This window comes from Micromonospora sp. CNZ322, from assembly GCF_007827755.1.
In genome coordinates this window covers 398274-413639 of sequence record NZ_VITD01000005.1, presented here as the reverse complement: position 1 = coordinate 413639, position 15366 = coordinate 398274, and the positions used below count along the sequence as shown (strand labels likewise).

At 67.6% G+C, this 15366-nt stretch carries 15 protein-coding genes; 5 read left to right on the top strand and 10 right to left on the bottom strand.

Annotated elements, in window-relative coordinates; translation table 11 throughout:
• Nucleotides 1-142 precede the first annotated feature (142 nt).
• From FB453_RS15780 to FB453_RS15750, 8 genes are all read right to left on the bottom strand, one after another.
• A complete protein-coding gene (locus tag FB453_RS15780) occupies nucleotides 143-1396 on the bottom strand; it encodes an iron-containing alcohol dehydrogenase (RefSeq protein WP_145790970.1) in 1254 nt (417 codons plus the stop codon).
• Nucleotide 1397: 1 nt separating this feature from the next.
• Nucleotides 1398-1538, bottom strand: coding sequence for a hypothetical protein (locus FB453_RS34230; RefSeq protein ID WP_186718304.1), 141 nt, complete (start codon nucleotides 1536-1538; stop codon nucleotides 1398-1400).
• A complete protein-coding gene (locus FB453_RS15775; protein WP_145790968.1) occupies nucleotides 1535-2995 on the bottom strand; it encodes an NAD-dependent succinate-semialdehyde dehydrogenase in 1461 nt (486 codons plus the stop codon). Before FB453_RS15775 ends, FB453_RS34230 begins: the two co-directional genes overlap by 4 nt.
• Nucleotides 2996-3265: 270 nt before the next feature.
• Entirely contained in the window at nucleotides 3266-4342 is a 1077-nt protein-coding gene (locus FB453_RS15770; protein WP_145790966.1) for an ABC transporter ATP-binding protein, read from the bottom strand.
• Complete coding sequence (locus FB453_RS15765) at nucleotides 4342-5409, bottom strand: ABC transporter ATP-binding protein (protein WP_112726170.1); 1068 nt, start codon at nucleotides 5407-5409, stop codon at nucleotides 4342-4344. Before FB453_RS15765 ends, FB453_RS15770 begins: the two co-directional genes overlap by 1 nt.
• Complete coding sequence (locus tag FB453_RS15760; RefSeq protein ID WP_145790964.1) at nucleotides 5409-6320, bottom strand: carbohydrate ABC transporter permease; 912 nt, start codon at nucleotides 6318-6320, stop codon at nucleotides 5409-5411. The genes FB453_RS15765 and FB453_RS15760 overlap by 1 nt, the downstream gene beginning before the upstream one ends.
• The gene (locus FB453_RS15755; RefSeq protein WP_225854939.1) at nucleotides 6320-7186 is read right to left on the bottom strand and encodes a carbohydrate ABC transporter permease; all 867 of its coding nucleotides are present in this window, start codon (nucleotides 7184-7186) and stop codon (nucleotides 6320-6322) included. The genes FB453_RS15760 and FB453_RS15755 overlap by 1 nt, the downstream gene beginning before the upstream one ends.
• A gap of 80 nt (nucleotides 7187-7266) precedes the next feature.
• Nucleotides 7267-8700: an extracellular solute-binding protein gene (locus FB453_RS15750; protein WP_145790960.1), complete on the bottom strand. Its 1434-nt coding sequence runs from the start codon at nucleotides 8698-8700 to the stop codon at nucleotides 7267-7269.
• Nucleotides 8701-8990: 290 nt separating this feature from the next.
• Here FB453_RS15750 and FB453_RS15745 point away from each other — a divergent pair, with 290 nt between their 5' ends.
• The 3 genes from FB453_RS15745 (at nucleotide 8991) to FB453_RS15735 (ending at nucleotide 11234) form a co-directional block, all read left to right on the top strand.
• Nucleotides 8991-9734, top strand: coding sequence for a GntR family transcriptional regulator (locus FB453_RS15745; RefSeq protein ID WP_145790958.1), 744 nt, complete (start codon nucleotides 8991-8993; stop codon nucleotides 9732-9734).
• An 89-nt stretch (nucleotides 9735-9823) separates the two neighbouring features.
• Nucleotides 9824-10393 carry a DJ-1/PfpI family protein gene (locus FB453_RS15740; protein ID WP_091407098.1) on the top strand — a complete coding sequence of 190 codons (570 nt, stop codon included), beginning with the start codon at nucleotides 9824-9826 and terminating at the stop codon, nucleotides 10391-10393.
• A 19-nt stretch (nucleotides 10394-10412) separates the two neighbouring features.
• Entirely contained in the window at nucleotides 10413-11234 is an 822-nt protein-coding gene (locus tag FB453_RS15735; protein ID WP_145790956.1) for an alpha/beta fold hydrolase, read from the top strand.
• A gap of 144 nt (nucleotides 11235-11378) precedes the next feature.
• On the opposite strand, the gene FB453_RS15730 is transcribed toward FB453_RS15735, so the two are convergent.
• Nucleotides 11379-12950 (bottom strand): LPXTG cell wall anchor domain-containing protein, encoded by a 1572-nt coding sequence (locus tag FB453_RS15730; RefSeq protein WP_145790954.1) that lies wholly within the window; start codon nucleotides 12948-12950, stop codon nucleotides 11379-11381.
• A gap of 195 nt (nucleotides 12951-13145) precedes the next feature.
• Between FB453_RS15730 and FB453_RS15725 the strand changes: the two genes are divergently transcribed.
• Both FB453_RS15725 and FB453_RS15720 read left to right on the top strand, forming a co-directional pair.
• Nucleotides 13146-13487: a VOC family protein gene (locus FB453_RS15725; RefSeq protein WP_112697901.1), complete on the top strand. Its 342-nt coding sequence runs from the start codon at nucleotides 13146-13148 to the stop codon at nucleotides 13485-13487.
• 379 nt (nucleotides 13488-13866) lie between these two features.
• A complete protein-coding gene (locus tag FB453_RS15720; RefSeq protein ID WP_145790952.1) occupies nucleotides 13867-14628 on the top strand; it encodes a hypothetical protein in 762 nt (253 codons plus the stop codon).
• Nucleotides 14629-14665: 37 nt separating this feature from the next.
• Here FB453_RS15720 and FB453_RS15715 read toward each other — a convergent pair whose 3' ends face one another.
• Complete coding sequence (locus FB453_RS15715; protein ID WP_145790951.1) at nucleotides 14666-15241, bottom strand: DinB family protein; 576 nt, start codon at nucleotides 15239-15241, stop codon at nucleotides 14666-14668.
• Between the last annotated feature and the right edge of the window lie 125 nt (nucleotides 15242-15366).

Below are 15366 nucleotides of genomic sequence, written 5' to 3'. Positions count from 1 at the left end.
GCCGACTTGAGCCGACAGAGCACGGCATGATCCGACGAACGATCATCCGGGTCGGGGGAGTGACCCGAGGAGGGCTACGACGTCGGCCGTGATGGCGTAGCCCTCGCATTTCGACACCCACGGTGGGGCAGGGAATTCGTCGTCATGTGAAAGGCCGGTCACTGTCTTTGCTCGGAGTCAGGGCGTGTCGGGTCCGGTCCCCGGCCCAGGCCGCTTCGAGGATCGCGGTCAGGCTGGCGGTGTCGGTCGGGCCTGGATGGTTCTGAATCAGGCGGGTGACCCCACTGGCCATTTCCGCGAAGCGCGGGAGGTCGGCGCGTGCCACGCCGATGTCCGCCAAGGTGCGAGGGATGCCGATGTCGGCGAGGAGCCCGTCGAGCCAGGTGAGGAACGTATCTGCGGCCTCGGCATCGGAGGCGTCGGTCACGTCGAGCCCGCACACCCTGGCGAGGATGGCCAACCGGTCGCCGATGGCATCCTTGGCCGCGTCCAGCGCGTAGGGCAGTAGCAGCCCGACGCCCACGCCGTGCGGCGTGTGCGTGGCTGCGCCGATGGGGTACTGGAGAGCGTGCGGGGCGGCGTTGCCCGCGTGGGAAAAGGCGAGCCCGGCGAGCATGGACCCGTAGGACATGTCCGCGCGCGCGTCCGTGTCGCCTCCGTCAGTGACAGCACGACGCAAGCTACGGGCGATCCGCTCCGCGGCCCGGAGCGCGTAGTGGTCGGTGATCGGGTTGCGGCCGAGGAACACCTGCTCCACCGGGTCGCGCGGTCCGTGGGCCCGGGGTCGCGCGGTGTAGCTCTCCACGGCGTGACAGAACGCGTCGATGCCGGAGTGGGCGGTGACGGTCGCAGGGCAGGTGTAGGTGAGTTCGGGGTCGACGATGGCGAAGTCGGGCACGATGTGGACGCTGGAAACCCCCACCTTCAGTTCGCGGTCCGGGTCGGTCAACACCGAGACGGGTGTGAGCTCGGAGCCGGTGCCTGATGTCGTCGGGACCGCGACGAGAGGAATCGTCGGTCCCGGCACCTTCGACTCGCCGTAGAAGTCGCGCGGCGTCCCACCGTGGCGCCGGATGACGCCGACGATTTTGGCGAGGTCGATCACCGTGCCACCCCCGATGGCGAGGATCACGTCGGCGTCCACCTCGGCGGCGGCCGAGACGGCCAGGTCGACATCGGAGAGTGGCACGTCTGGAGTCGCGTCGGAGAACACTTCGACGACAGTGACCTTCGCCCGCACGGCGGCCACGATCTCGGCTACGCCCGGCTGCCCCAGAAGAACCCGGTCGGTCACGATGAGGACTCGCGAGCCACTCTCGGCCACCACTCGTGGGATGTTCTGCGCGACCCCTTCGCCCACTATCAGCTGGCGTGGTCCGCGGACGGTCTCAAGCATGTCAGTGCCTCTCCGGAACGTCGGCGGCGATGTGCGGGGCGGACGTCCAGGTCACCTGCGAGGCCGGGACGACGTCGGCAAGGTTGGCCGCCCGGGTGGCGCAGGCGCGCGCGCCGGGCGCCCGGAGCAGCGGGCCGGTCATGGTAGGTCGATCGCCACGTAGGTGAGGTCGAGGTACTCGAGGATGCCCTCGTGCGACCCCTCCTTGCCGATCCCGGACTGCTTCACGCCTCCGAACGGAGCTGACGGATCCGATATCAGACCACGGTTGATGCCGAGCATCCCCGTGTCCAGCCCTTCGGTGAACCGGAGCGCCCGCTGGAGGTCGCGGGTGAAGACGTATCCGGCCAGGCCGTGCTCGGTGTCGTTGGCCTTCGCCATCACCTCGTCGTCGGACGTGAACGAGATGATCGGCGCCACCGGGCCGAAGATCTCCGCCTTCAGCATCCGCGCGTCGTCGGGCACGTCGACGAGGACGGTAGGCGGGTAGAAGTGGCCCGGCCCATCCGGACGCTCGCCGCCCACCAAGACTTGGGCGCCGCGATCGATCGCGTCGGCGACGAGCTCGTCGATCTTGGTGACCGAGGCCTCGTCGATCAACGCCCCGACGTTCACGCCGTCGTCGAGACCATGGCCCATCGAAAGCGCGCCCATCCGCTCGGCGAAGCGCGTCGCGAACTCCTCGCGCACCGGCTCCTCGACGTAGATCCGGTTGGCCGCGATGCAGGACTCCCCGATGTTGCGCATCTTGGCCACCATGGCGCCGTCGACTGCGACGTCCAGGTCGGCGTCGGCGCACACGATCAGGGCCGCGTTGCCGCCCAGTTCCATGGAGGTGCGGAGCACGTTGTCCGCGGCCTGTCGTAGCAGTACGCGCCCGACCTCGGTCGACCCGGTGAACGAAAGCTTGCGGGTCCGACTGTCTGCCAGCAGTGCGGAGACCACCTCGCCGGAACGCTTGGTGGTCACCACGTTGACGACGCCCGGGGGAACGCCGACCTCCTCCATGATGCGGGCCAGGAACAGCATGGTGAGTGGCGTCTGGCCTGCTGGCTTGGTGATCGTCGTGCAGCCCGCGGCCAGCGCAGGAGCGATTTTGCGCGCGCCCATGGCCAACGGAAAGTTCCAGGGCGTCACGAAGACGCACGGTCCGACCGGCTTCGGCACGGTGAGGATGCGATATCCACCCGCGGGGGCAATGCTGTAGCGCCCCTCGACGCGCACCGCCTCCTCGGCAAACCAACGGAAGAACTCGGCGCCGTAGGCCACCTCTCCCCGAGCCTCGGCGAGCGGCTTGCCCATCTCGAGCGTGATCAGCCGGGCGACCTCCTCGGATCGTTCGGTCAGTGCCCGGTACGTCGCGGTCAACAACTCTGACCGTTTGCGCGGCGGGGTCGCCGCCCACTCCGCCATTGCCGTGCTCGCCGCGTCCAGAGCGGCGAGCCCGTCGACGACGCCGGCGTCCGCTACCTCGGCGATGGTCTTGCCGGTGGCCGGGTCCTCGACGGCAAAGGTGGCTCCGCTTGCGGCGTCGCGCCAGGCGTCGCCGATCCGCAGCCGCCGATGCTCGGGGGCCAGCACGTTCATCGGGTCACTCATCGCGTTGCCTCCTGTGATCTTCCTGGTGATGTCCGGCGTGCCTCAGCGATCGGGCTGTGCGCGTAGACGGACGGGTCACACGCCCTCGTCGGGGGCGAGGCTGCCGAGCGGGTCGAATGTGGCAGTGGCCCGGTCTGCAGGGCGACGCCAACGATCGCCTTCGCGGGCGCGACGGCCGTCTCAGCGTCGTCAGGCAGTGCGCACCGGTGACGGTTTGCCGAGGCTCGATTGCCAGGTGCGGGCGCATGTTGCCGTCGCCGCCCGGTGCGGTTACCGCCCAGCCTCGGACAGCGACAGCCCGGTGTCCGCATCGAACAGGTGCGCTCGATCCAGGTCGACCGTGACGAGCAGCCGCTCTCCCGGCGTACCGCTGACGGTGGGTCGTGCCTTGACCTTGAGGATCTCCGTCCCCACCCGGACGTCGACCACCGTTCGGTCACCGAGCGGCTCAAGCCCGTAGAGCTCACCCGACAACGACGCGTTCCCGCTCTGCTCGACGGACAGGTCCTCCGCCCGCAGGCCCAGCAGCAGCTCACGACCGTCCTCAGCCGTGGTCCAGCGGGGCCGCGGCAGCGTCCAGCCGTCCGCACCGACCAGACGATCTCCCTCGGCACGGCAGGCGAGCAGGCTGATCGGCGGGCTCCCGACGAATCCTGCGACCCACTGGTTGGCTGGACGCTCGTACACCTCGGTCGGCGTTCCGACCTGTTGCACCTTCCCCTCCTTGAGAACGGCGACCTGGTCGGCCATGGACAGGGCCTCGACCTGGTCGTTTGTCACGTAGACGAAGGTCGCTCCGAGGCTCCGGTGGATGCGGGTGAGCTCGGTGCGCATCTCGACGCGGAGCTTGAGGTCGAGATTCGTCAGCGGCTCGTCCATGAGAAACGCGCGCGGGCGACGGACCAGCGCCCGGGCCAGGGCGACACGCTGCATCTCACCGCCCGACAACTGCGCCGGACGACGCTGCAGCAGACGTTCGATGTGCAGCAGGCTCGACATCTGCTCGACGGCGGCGGCGATCTCACTCGAAGAACAGCGGCGTGCCCGCAGCGGCGAAGCGATGTTCTCGTACACCGTGTGTCGCGGGTAGAGGGCGTAGCTCTGGAAGACCATGGCCAGGTCGCGGGCCGCCGGGGTGTCACCGGTCGCGTCCCTGCCGTCCAGATGCACCGACCCGGCGTCAAGCTTGTCCAGGCCGGCTATCGCTCGCAGGGTCGTCGTCTTGCCTGCCCCGGAGGGCCCGAGTACGACGAAGAACGAGCCGTCCGGCACATCCAGCGTCACCCCGTCCAGGGCCTGGACTTTTCCGAAGGACTTGCGCAGCCCCTGCACTGCCACGGTTCCCATCAGGCCACCAGCTCTTCCGTGCTCACGTCGTAGACCGCCGGGGTCGCGCCGGTGTGCCGCAGACCGACCGGTGCGTCAGCGGCGAAACGGACAGTCGGCGGCATCCGAACCCGTACGTCGCGCTGGCCGCCGTGGTCGACCACGTAGATGATTTCGTCGCCCAGCCACTCCGCCGAGACCACGCGGGCCGGGACCGAACGTTCCGCCCCTGGTTCGGTGACTTCCAGCGCCTCCGGCCGGACGCCTGCGACCAGGCGACGGTCGCGCGGCAGGCCTGGCGGTGGGGTGAGGACCAGTCCGCCCTGACCGCGTAGCTCCCCGTCGACCACCTCCACCTCGATGAGATTCATCGGCGGGGATCCGATGAACGCGGCGCAGAAGAGACTCGCCGGGCGGTCGTAGACCTCCAGCGGCGTGCCGATCTGCTCGACGCGGCCCTTGTTGAGGATGGCGATTCGGTGACCGAGCGACATCGCCTCGACCTGGTCGTGGGTGACGTAGACCATCGTCGCCCCCAGCTCCCCCTGCAGGTGCTTGATCTCGGTGCGCATGTCCGCCCTCAGCTCCGCGTCCAGATTGGTGAGGGGTTCGTCCATGAGGAATGCGCGCGGCCGTCGCACCAGGGCGCGAGCCAGCGCGACACGCTGCTGCTCCCCGCCGGACAGCTGGCGCGGTCGCCGGTCCAGGAGCGGACCAAGCCGCATCAGCCGGGCCGCCTCGTTGACCCGCTCGTGCACCTCCGGCTTGGGCAGTCCCTCGGCCCGCAGCGGGAACGCCAGGTTGTCGCGGGTCTTCAGATGCGGGTAGAGGGCGTAGAACTGGAACACCATGGCGATGTCGCGCTCGGCGGGCGGCAGGTCGTTGACCAGCGCGTCGCCGATGCGGATGTCGCCCGTCGTCTGCCTCTCCAGGCCGGCTATGGCCCGCAGCGTTGTCGTCTTGCCGCAACCCGAGGGGCCGAGCATCACGAACAGCTCTCCGTGGCCGATGGAAAGGTCCACGTGTTCAACTGCGACCGTCCCGTCCGGGTAGCGCTTGTGCAGGGCGGTCACCTCGATGCCCGCCATCAGCGTCGCACCGCCCCGAGCGTCACACCGGCGATGAGGTGCTTGCGCACCAGGTACGCGAAGACGAGCACCGGTAGGGCGAACACCACGGAGGCGGCGGCCACGAGACCCCAGTCCGTAGTGGTGCCGCCGATGAGGCCGGCGATGGCGGGTGGGGCCGTCCGGACGCTGTCGCTGGAGGTGAGGAAGGTGGCGAACACGAACTCGTTCCACGAGAAGATGAGTGCGAAGACCGCCGTCGCGGCGATGCCGGGCACGAGCAGGGGAAGGGTGAATCGCCGGAACGCCTGCAAACGGGTGTAGCCGTCGAGCATGGCGGCATCCTCGTACTCCGCGGGCACCTCGTCGACGAACCCCTTCATCATCCAGATCGTGAACGGGACGTTGAACGCGCTGTAGATGAGGATCAGGCCGAGCTTGTTGTCGATGAGTCCGACCTGGCGGTACATGAGGAAGATCGGGATCACGACCACCACGGGCGGCATGAAGCGCGTGGACAGGATGAAGAACAGTTGGTCCTTCTTTGCCTTAACGGCGAAGCGTGAGTAGGCCCAGGCTGCCGGCACCCCCAGCACGGTGGCCAGCACCGTGGAGGCTCCGGCGACCACGACGGAGTTGAGGAACGAGACCGACAAGGCCGAGCGACCGCCATCGGGGGCGACGAACACGTCCTTGTAATGCTCCAGAGTGACCTTGAAGTCGAAGAGCTTTGCCGGGATGGCGTAGACGTCCCGGTTCTCCTTGATGGACGTCTCGATCATCCACAGCACCGGAAAGAGCATCACGACGGCCAGCACGGTCAGCAGCGCGACCTCCAGCACGGAGCGGCCTCGGCCGCCAAGGCGGCGCGCGGGGGGCGTGTGATCCCGGGCAGGACCTGTGGACACGGCCTCGTCGACGGAGACGGCCATCAGCCCTCCTTGAGCTTGTTCAGGTAGCGCAGGTAGAACTGCGTGAGGACGATGACGACGAGGACCATGAGGATCCCGTACGCCGAAGCGGTTCCGGTGTTGAAGCCCAGGAACGCGACCTTGTAGATGTGGAACGACAACGTCTCGGTGGAGACACCCGGACCTCCGTTGGTGAGGATGTAGACGAGGTCGAACAGCCGGAACGCCTCGATGGCCCTGAACATCACGGCAATGAGGAGCAGTGGCCATACCAGCGGGAGGGTGATGGTGCGGAACCGGAACCACTCGGACGCCCTGTCGATCGAGGCGGCCTCGTAGAGGTACTTGGGAACCGCGGTAAGGCCCGCAAGCGCGATGAGCATGATGAACGGCGTCCATTGCCAGGTGTCGACCACGATCAGGGAGAGCAGTGCCGTTCGCTGCCGGGTGAGCCACTCCACCTGCCCCAGGCCGAGCGAGCCGAGCATGCTGTTGACCACGCCGAACTGCGCGTCGAGCATGAACCGCCAGAACAGCCCGACCACGACCGGCGACAGCATCATCGGAACCAGGAACAGAGTGGTCAGCACTCCTCGCCCATGCGTGCGCCGTGAGATCAGGTAGGCGATGCCGAATCCGAGCACGGTCTGCAGGCCGACCGCGCCGACCACGTAGATCAACGTCGTCAAGGCCCTCGTGTGGACCTGCGCCGACGTCAGGATGGCGGTGTAGTTCCCGAACCCGATGAAATTGGCAGGCCCCCCGCGGGTGGCCGAGTAGTCGGTGAAAGACAGGTACAACGCCCACAGCAACGGGAACACCGACATGGCGAGCAACAGCAGCATCGCGGGGGAGATGAAGGTGACCGCGAGCCAGCGGTCGCTCATCCGGCGGGACCGACCCGGTGCAGGTGGCGTCACAGACGCCACCTGCCCGGGGTGATCGGTCGTCAGAGGGACGGGGTCACTCACAGCCCGCCGCCGCCCTTGCGGCTGCTCGAGTCGAGCACGCTCTGCTGCTCCTTGGCGATGTCGTCGAGCGCATCCTTCGGCTTCTTCGCGCCGTTGAGAGCCGCGTTCACGTTGGTGTTTTCAATGTCGACGAGACGCGCGTACTCGGGCACGTTCCACATGTCCCGCATCCGCGGAACCGAGTCGGTGTACACCTGGTTGAACGGCCCGGCATTGAGGAACTCGGGCGACTCCAGGGCGTCCGTACGCGATGGCACGCCACCGGCCGCGGCCCACTTCTTCTGGATGTCAGCCTGCTCGAACCACTTCATGAAGTTCAGGGCCTCGGTCTGGTTTGCCGTGGCGGAGTAGGCCGACACGTGCATCCCCATACCGCCGAGAGGGACCAGGTTCGTCTTCTGGCTCGGCAGGGTGGCAAACCCCAGCTTGTCGAGAATCTGCTCCCGGCTGGTGCCGAGCGTCGACTGCTTCGGATCGAGCAGGCCGCCGCTCGCGGCGATCCAGTTGAACGCGATGCAGGCCTTGCCCTGGGCGACCGCCGCGTTCACCTCGTCGATGAACCAGTTGCCGGAGCCCTTGGCGGTCAGCGGCTTCATCTTGTTGACCAGGACGTCCATCGCCTCCTGGCCCGCAGCGTCGTTGATGACGCCATCGATCTTGCGTGCCTTGGAATCCCAGAGGTTGCCGCCGTAGACGCCGTTGACCGTGTTGTAGGTGACGGCCGCGGCGTCGGACCCGTTGGCCTGGTGGAAAGCCAGCCCGCTGACGCCAGGGTTGTCCGCCTGGCACTTCTCGGCGGCTGAGATCATCTGGTCCCAGGTCTGCGGCGGCTTGTCGCCGATCAGGTCCTTTCGGTAGATCATCGTCCAGGTGTCGCCGAGCAGCGGCAGGCCGTACAGGCTGGCGTTCTCGTCGCGCTTGCCGGTCTCCGCCTGGGGGAACTGACCGTACGCCGCCAGGAGGTACGGGTTGTAGGCCGCGACGTCGATGTTGTTCTTGACGAAGTCGGTGAGGTCGAGGATGTTGCCGTTCGTCACGGCCTCGCCAATGTGTTGCGAGTCCAGGATCGCGATGTCGAAGTCGGTCTTGCGCGCCGCGAACTGGGTGAACATCGCGTCGTGCCAGTTCGCGTTGGGAACGGTGTTGACCTTGATGGTGGCGTTCGGCCGTTCCTTCTTGTACTCCGCGTTCGCGAAGGCTTCCAGTGCCTTGGCGGGGGGCCAGTCGAACCAGATGAAGCTGAGGGTCAGCGGATCCTTGGTGAGCTCCGGGATGGTCGCCGGCGCCTTGGGGGCGCTCGCCTTCCCGCCGTCGTCCTTGCCATCGCCGCAAGCCGTCACGGTCGTGGCCACCAGCAGCATGGCCGCCGTCGCCAGTCGCACCTTTCGGCCGGGAACGGACATTTTTCCTATTCGCTTCGGACTGCGCATTTTAGGCCTGCTTTCTGGGTGGGGACTTCTAGAACCTCGCTATGTGCTTCGCCGAGCAGTTGCTGGTCGTTCAGGCGTGTTGCCGGGCTGTCGCGGGGGCCGACCCGCGGACCGGCTCGAGCACGCTCCAGGTGATCGAAGTAGAGCGAGGGCGGGCGGCTCCGCGGTGGTGCAGGATGGCGGGCGTCCGCTGCTTTTCCTATACGATCGAGCGGGGGCGTCAGCATGTCGCAGCGTTGTTACTGATGTCAATAGGTTCCCGAAGACGCAAGGAAGGACCTCACGTCACGATGGACGACGAAGCGATGATCGCGCGGGGCCGCAGGGCGGCGACGGGCGGAATGCCGCCGGGAAGATCTGGTGGCCGGCTTGCCGACGAGGTGTACGACACGCTGCTCGGACAGCTGATGTCGCTACGGATCGAGCCTGGCTCCCGCGTCACGATCGACGTCCTGGCGCGGGAGCTGGGGGTCTCTCAGACGCCGATCCGAGACGCTCTGAACCGCATGGAGGCCGAGGGCCTGGTCGTTCGTGTGCCCCATGCCGGCTACCGCATTCCTCCCCAGATCACGCGTCACCGGTTCGAGGACATGCTCGAGGTCCGCCTGCTCCTCGAGCCGGCGGCGGCGCGCAGATCCGCGGAACGCGCGTCCCTGGAGCAGGTGGCCGGTCTGCGACGGATGCTGGAGGAGATGGCAGAGCTGGAGGGGGGCAACGGGCCGATGGCCTATGGCGCCTTCGGACTGCGTGACGCCGCTTTTCACGATCTCGTTGCCCTGAGCGCGGAGAACCAGGTCATCCGTGAAGCGCTCGCTCGCCTGCACAGCCACGTGCACCTCTTCCGGCTTCACCACGACACCCAGGTCACGCACCTGGCCATGGCCGAGCACGAGGACATCGTGGCCGCGATCGCCGCGCGTGACCCCGACGCCGCCGCCTACGCGATGCGTCGACACATCCTGCGGTCCGGCGAGCGTTTCCGACGATTGTTCGACGAGATCGAGGACGCGAACGGAATGGCGGTAGAGGCTTGACGGGCGCGCTGGGCCCAGGAATGCTGACTCAATCCTGATCGGATCGGATTGGATCCACCTCACCCGCCCCCAGATGCGAGGAGAAGCAGGTGCCCAGAGCGCTGCTCCTGACCGGCGACGCCGCCGAGGAGCTCGACACCATGTATCCCTACTACCGTGTGCAGGAGGGCGGCTGGGACGTCGACGTCTCGTCACGGACGATGCGTGACGTGCAACTGGTCATCCACGAGTTCGACCCCAACTCCGACGCCTACGTGGAGAAGAACGGCCGCAAGCTGCCGGTCGACGTGCCCTGGGCCGAGGTCGACGTCGAGCGCTATGACGCCCTCATCATCCCCGGGGGACGTGCCCCCGAGTGGATCCGGGTCGACGCCGACGTCAGGCGCATCACCGAGCACTTCTTCGCGCGCAACCTTCCCATCGCGCTGGTGTGCCACGGCGCGCAGGTACCAGCGGTGTACGGGTTGTTGAAGGGTCGAAAGACGGCCTGCTTCCCCCCGATCACCGGTGACATGGAGAACGCGGGCGCGACGGTCATCGACGCTCCCGACGTCGTGGACGGCAACCTCGTCTCCTGCCGGGGGTGGCCCGATATGCCGCAATTCGGCAGGGCGATGATGGAACTCTTCTCAAAGTCCGTCGACCCCGCATCGGCATGAGCACATCTGGCCTGCCCTGGTGACCGCACTTCGGACCGTCACAGTCGACGGTTCCCCCGTCCACGTCCTGGAGAGCGGCACCGGGCCCGCGGTGCTGATGCTGCACGGCTCCGGACCCGGCACGACCGGGTCCGGCGCCTGGGCAACGACGGCGCAGGCGCTGGGGGCGTCCTGGCACCTGGTGGCTCCTGACCAGGCGGGGTTCGGCCGTACACCTGTCCCGGCGGGCTCCAGCGGTGGGCTCCGACTGTGGACGGAGCAGGCCGCGGGCCTGATGGATGCTCTCGGTGTCGAGCACTACGCCGTGGTGGGTCACTCCATGGGCGGTGCCGTGGCGCTGGCGTTGGCGGCCGCGCGCCCCCAGCAGGTCACCCGTGTCGTAGCGGTCTCGACGATGGGCGCCCCCGGGGCGCCGCTGTCCGCCGACCTCGACGCGGTCTGGGCCGCCCCCGCCGGCCCGATCGGGGCACGGGACATGCTGAGTCGCCTCGTCCTCGACCAAGCGCTCGTGACCGATTCGGCCGTCGAGGCCCGTGCAACTGCGATGCGAGCGGGGGAGGCCGCGTTCGCGTCGTTGTTCCCGCCACCCAGGGCACGATGGGTCGACGAGCTCACCCTCTCGGCGCAAACCCTGGCAGCGGTGCGCGCGCCCGTGCTGCTCGTACACGGCGCCGAGGACCGGGTGACCCCGCTCGAGGCAGCAGCCCAGCCCTTGCTCGAACACCTGGCCGACGTCCGTCTGCACGTGTTCGGCCGATGCGGGCACGTGCCGTCGATCGAGCACCCGCAGGAGTTCAGGCAACTGTTGTCGTGCTTCCTCCGCCCGGACCGAGGTCACTGACTGCTGCGGCAGGCTGCACGACCTCAGGGCCGAGTGCTCTTGAGCGCCAGGACGACGACCGTGCGGAGTCACGGCAGTTCATGAGAGCGAAAGCGTGCCCCGCCGACCTGAGGTCGACGGGGCACGGTTGGTGTAGGGAGTAGATCAGGCGACGAAGCGGGTCTTGCGGCGGCGGGCCACCACGAAGCCCGCAGCGCCGGCGGCGAGCAGTACGCCGCCGATGCCGGCGGTCAGGCCGGCCTTGGCACCGGTGATCGGCAGCGAGCCATCGGTGTCCCCGCCTCCCTGGCCGTCATCCCCACCGGGACTCTCGCTCCCGCCGTCAGCGCTCGCGATGATGGTGATCGTCGCGCTGTCGTTGGCGGGGTTGAGATCCACGCCCGCGTCGAAGGTCAGCCGCACCTGGGCGGCCCGAGTGCCGGCCTCGTCGAGGCGCAGCTCGAACTCGTACTCAATTTTCTCGCCCTGCGCCAGGCGTTTGTTCTCGCCGCAGCGGTACTCCTTGGCGCCGAGCTTTCCAGGCACCCAGTCGCCGTAGCTCGAGCAGGTCATCGGAACGCGTACGGCCGTGACGCCACTCGGCAGCAAGAGTCCGGTACGGGCCCGGAGATCCTTGGCTCCGTCAACGTTGACAGCCGCCGGGCCGTTGTTGACGTAGCCGACCTTCAACGGCACCGTGGCGCCGACCTTGCCGGTCACGGTCGCCGGCGTCCCGAGCGCCGCCACCTCAGCCCCCTGGTCACCGCTGACCTGGAGTCTCATCACCGTAGTGTCGTTCTGGTCGTTGACGTCTGTCTGCCGCGACCTGCTTTGCAGACCAACCGGCTCAAGCCTCAGCTCCCCCTCGGTGCCCTGCTGCCCAAGTCGCGTTGGGTTGAAGGACTGGGACTCCTCCCAGTCTGCCGGCGTGTACCAGTGCGCCACGCCGGTGTGACCGTTCGGGGCCGGGTCGTCGGTCGGCACTGTGAAACCGAAGCTGGAGTCCAGCCGTGCGGCGCCGCCCGGCGCGATGGTGTTGGGGAACCGGCAGGCGAAGGCGTGGCGGAAGGAGTCGGCGGGGCTGTACTCGCAGTTCTTGTACCGCTTCGACGGGCCGAAGCCGTAGCCGCCTTCGAAGAACAGCACCAAGCTGTGGACGGCCTTCTCGCCGCGGTTCGCCACTGTGAGCGGGACGTCGAGCGTGCCGCCGAGGACGCCTGTCAGCTGGAGCCCCTGCTCGATGCCGGCGAGATCCACGCCCTCACCGATGCTGACGCTCGAGTGGTGGGTGGCCGAACCGCCGTCGCCATCGGTGACGGTGAACGTGATTTCGCCCTGCTGGTCGGGCGTGGCGCTCTTCTTCGCCCGCACGACCAGGTTGACCATGGTCATGTACGTGTAGTAGTCGTTCTCCTCTGCCACCACCTTGCAGGTGAGGATCGCACCGGACTCGGTACAGGCGTTACTGTCGTTGCCGTTCTGTACGTCGGCGAAGCCAGCGACCTTGCTCCGGTCCACCTTGACGGTGTATTCGCCCCACTCCATGGTGCTAATGCGGGTGCGGGCAAAGAGGTTCGATCCTTTTGCAGGGCCGCCGGGGGCAACAACCACATCCTTGGCGTAGTAATCGAGGTCGTCGGCGGCAGGGGCGGCGAAGGCGGGGATGGCGGAGGCGGCGATGAGCGCGCCTACGACGCCGAACCCGGCAAGCCAGCGCCGGGCGAGTTGCTTGGGCATTACCGGGTTCCTCCGTGGTATTGATCAGTGGATCCCGTGGAGCTTATGAGGCCGTTAGGGCTGGTGCCGCCCCGCTCGGTGGCCAGCGGCGGATACTGGCCGAACGGAGGGCCAGCAGCGCACCAAGGTCGGGTGCCGCACCAGGGCGATTGTCATCTCTCTGATCCTGCGGGGTCGAGCCCCTAGCATGGCGTCATGACCGTAGATTTGTTCGCGGGCATCCCCGTTCGCGACTACGCCGCCGCGGCGGCCTGGTACGAGCGACTCCTCGGCGCCCCGCCTTCGTTCCTGCCGAACGACACCGAGGCGGTGTGGGAGCTCGCCGACCACCGGTACCTGTTCATCGAGGTGCGGCCCGACCATGCCGGGCACGCCATGCACACCGTCTTCGTCAGCGACTTCGACGCCCGCATCGCCCAGATCGCCGAGCGCGGTCTGGAGCCGGCCGGGCGCGAGACCTACGACAACGGCGTCCGCAAGGCCACGTTCCGCGACCCGGACGGCAACGAGATCGGCTTCGGCGGCGGGCCGGTCTGACGCAGGCCGGCAGCGTCCGCAGACCTCTGTAGGTATACGCGAAACGCCCCCGACCGGAGATCCGGTCGGGGCGTCTCGCCCGCAGGTCCGATCAGGAGTGGGATCCCTTCATGGTGGCTTCCACTGCGGGTTCGCGCGGTTCACCACCCTGACCCGGCCGTGCCGGCGAGCCACCATGACCGTGCGTCGAGTGCTCACTGCCGTGCTGGTCGCTGCCGCGACCGAGCGACCCCAGTTACAGGCGCCATCGCTGCGGGGCACGGTCCGCCACCACGTATCTCGGCCCCGTGAAGGCCCCTGCCAGATGGTTGAAGGGCAATGGCGTTCGTACGATTCCAGTGCCGGGAGGACTTCGATACAGTGCCGGTCATGGTGCGCAATGGCTAGCGTCAGAGGCAGTTTTGAGTATCCCGATGGGCTGATTCCAGGAACGTCCAAAGCGGGTGGACTTCACCAGAATCTGTACAACAGCGCCGGGAAGCTCGTTGACCACGCCACGTTCATCCCGGACGGTGACAGCACGGGGTCGGCAGGGCCGGGGAGAGCGTCCTCGGAGTTCAAGGACCTGGTCAGGACGCTGGCTCTGGAGGCCGCCACGAGGGCTGCCAAGGCGGCCGCGCCGCATGTCGAGAGATGGTTGGTGCAGCAGGCGCTGCCGGCTGCGAAGACCGCGTTGACCCAGCAGGCGGTCCCAGCAGTGAAGTCGACATGGAATAACCAGGCGCTCCCCGCCATGCGGTCGACGTGGAACTTTGTGTCAGGGAAACGATCCTCTCGCGGTGCCATTGCCGCCGAGTCGGCGCCGGACGCGGGTCCGATCCGGGTTACGGCGACTGTGGGCGGGGAACCGTCGCCAGAACTGGTCGCGGCGCTTGAGAGCTTCAGTGCCGGGGCCAGCGAGGTGGAAGCGAGGGAACGCTTTGTCGCGGCGATGATGGCGCAACTGCTCACCGAGGACGGTCGACTGTTCAGCGAGGTACAGGCGAGGGTACTGCTCAACGTCGGGGCCGAGGAGCTGAACATGGAGAGCGCGCTCGGCCCGGAGCAGGTGAGCGAAAGCATCAAACGGATGCTGGAGGAGGATCCGGCATTGATCGATGAGCTGGTACGGGCTCTAGGGCCGCGGCAGATCGAGGGGTGAGCGACGGGCTCCGCTTGGACGATGGCGGTGCAGCCACCTACCGGTGGAAGCGGGCGCTCACGGCTGAGTCCTGCCAGCGGTAGAGGTCGCGCAGCAGGGAAATCTCGGCGCCGTGATGGATCAGCTCCCTGTTGACGTGCAGGACGATGCCCTCCATGGGAAACCGCTCGGGGCCCACGGTGGGCGGATTCTCCAGGTCGGCGTCCGAGAGCTCGCGGACCCCCGCGTTCCATCTCTCATACATCTCATCGAGCTGTTTCAGCGCCTCGTCGGCGGTCCCCGCGTAGGCGAACGTCTGGGAGTCGATGTCCTGGCCGCCGAAGTGCCATCCGACCCGATAGCCCAGGCAGGAGACGATGATGTGCGCCAGCCGCCAGGCAATCGTGGTCACCGGCGCCGGCGCCGGCGCCGCGTCGGGGGACGCGGAGTCCACCGTCCATTTCCCCGAACCCGCCGACATCGGTGCAGCCGACGTGCCACGTGGGCGGATGCTCCAGCAGCCACGCACCGGCTCCCAGAAGTACTCCTCATCAGCGAGACCGTGCAACCGCGGCCGCAGGTTCCTGTGCCAGTGCCGGTCCAGCTGATCCGCGATTCGCTCACTTCTTGTCATTTCCGCACGCTACATACAGCGGAGACCTGGCTGCGACCCCACCGTTGCTCGTATTCGCAGCTGGGGCATGCCGCACGGTACCTCCGGGCACCAAGTCAACCGTTGGACCTGCTTGTTCGTCTGCC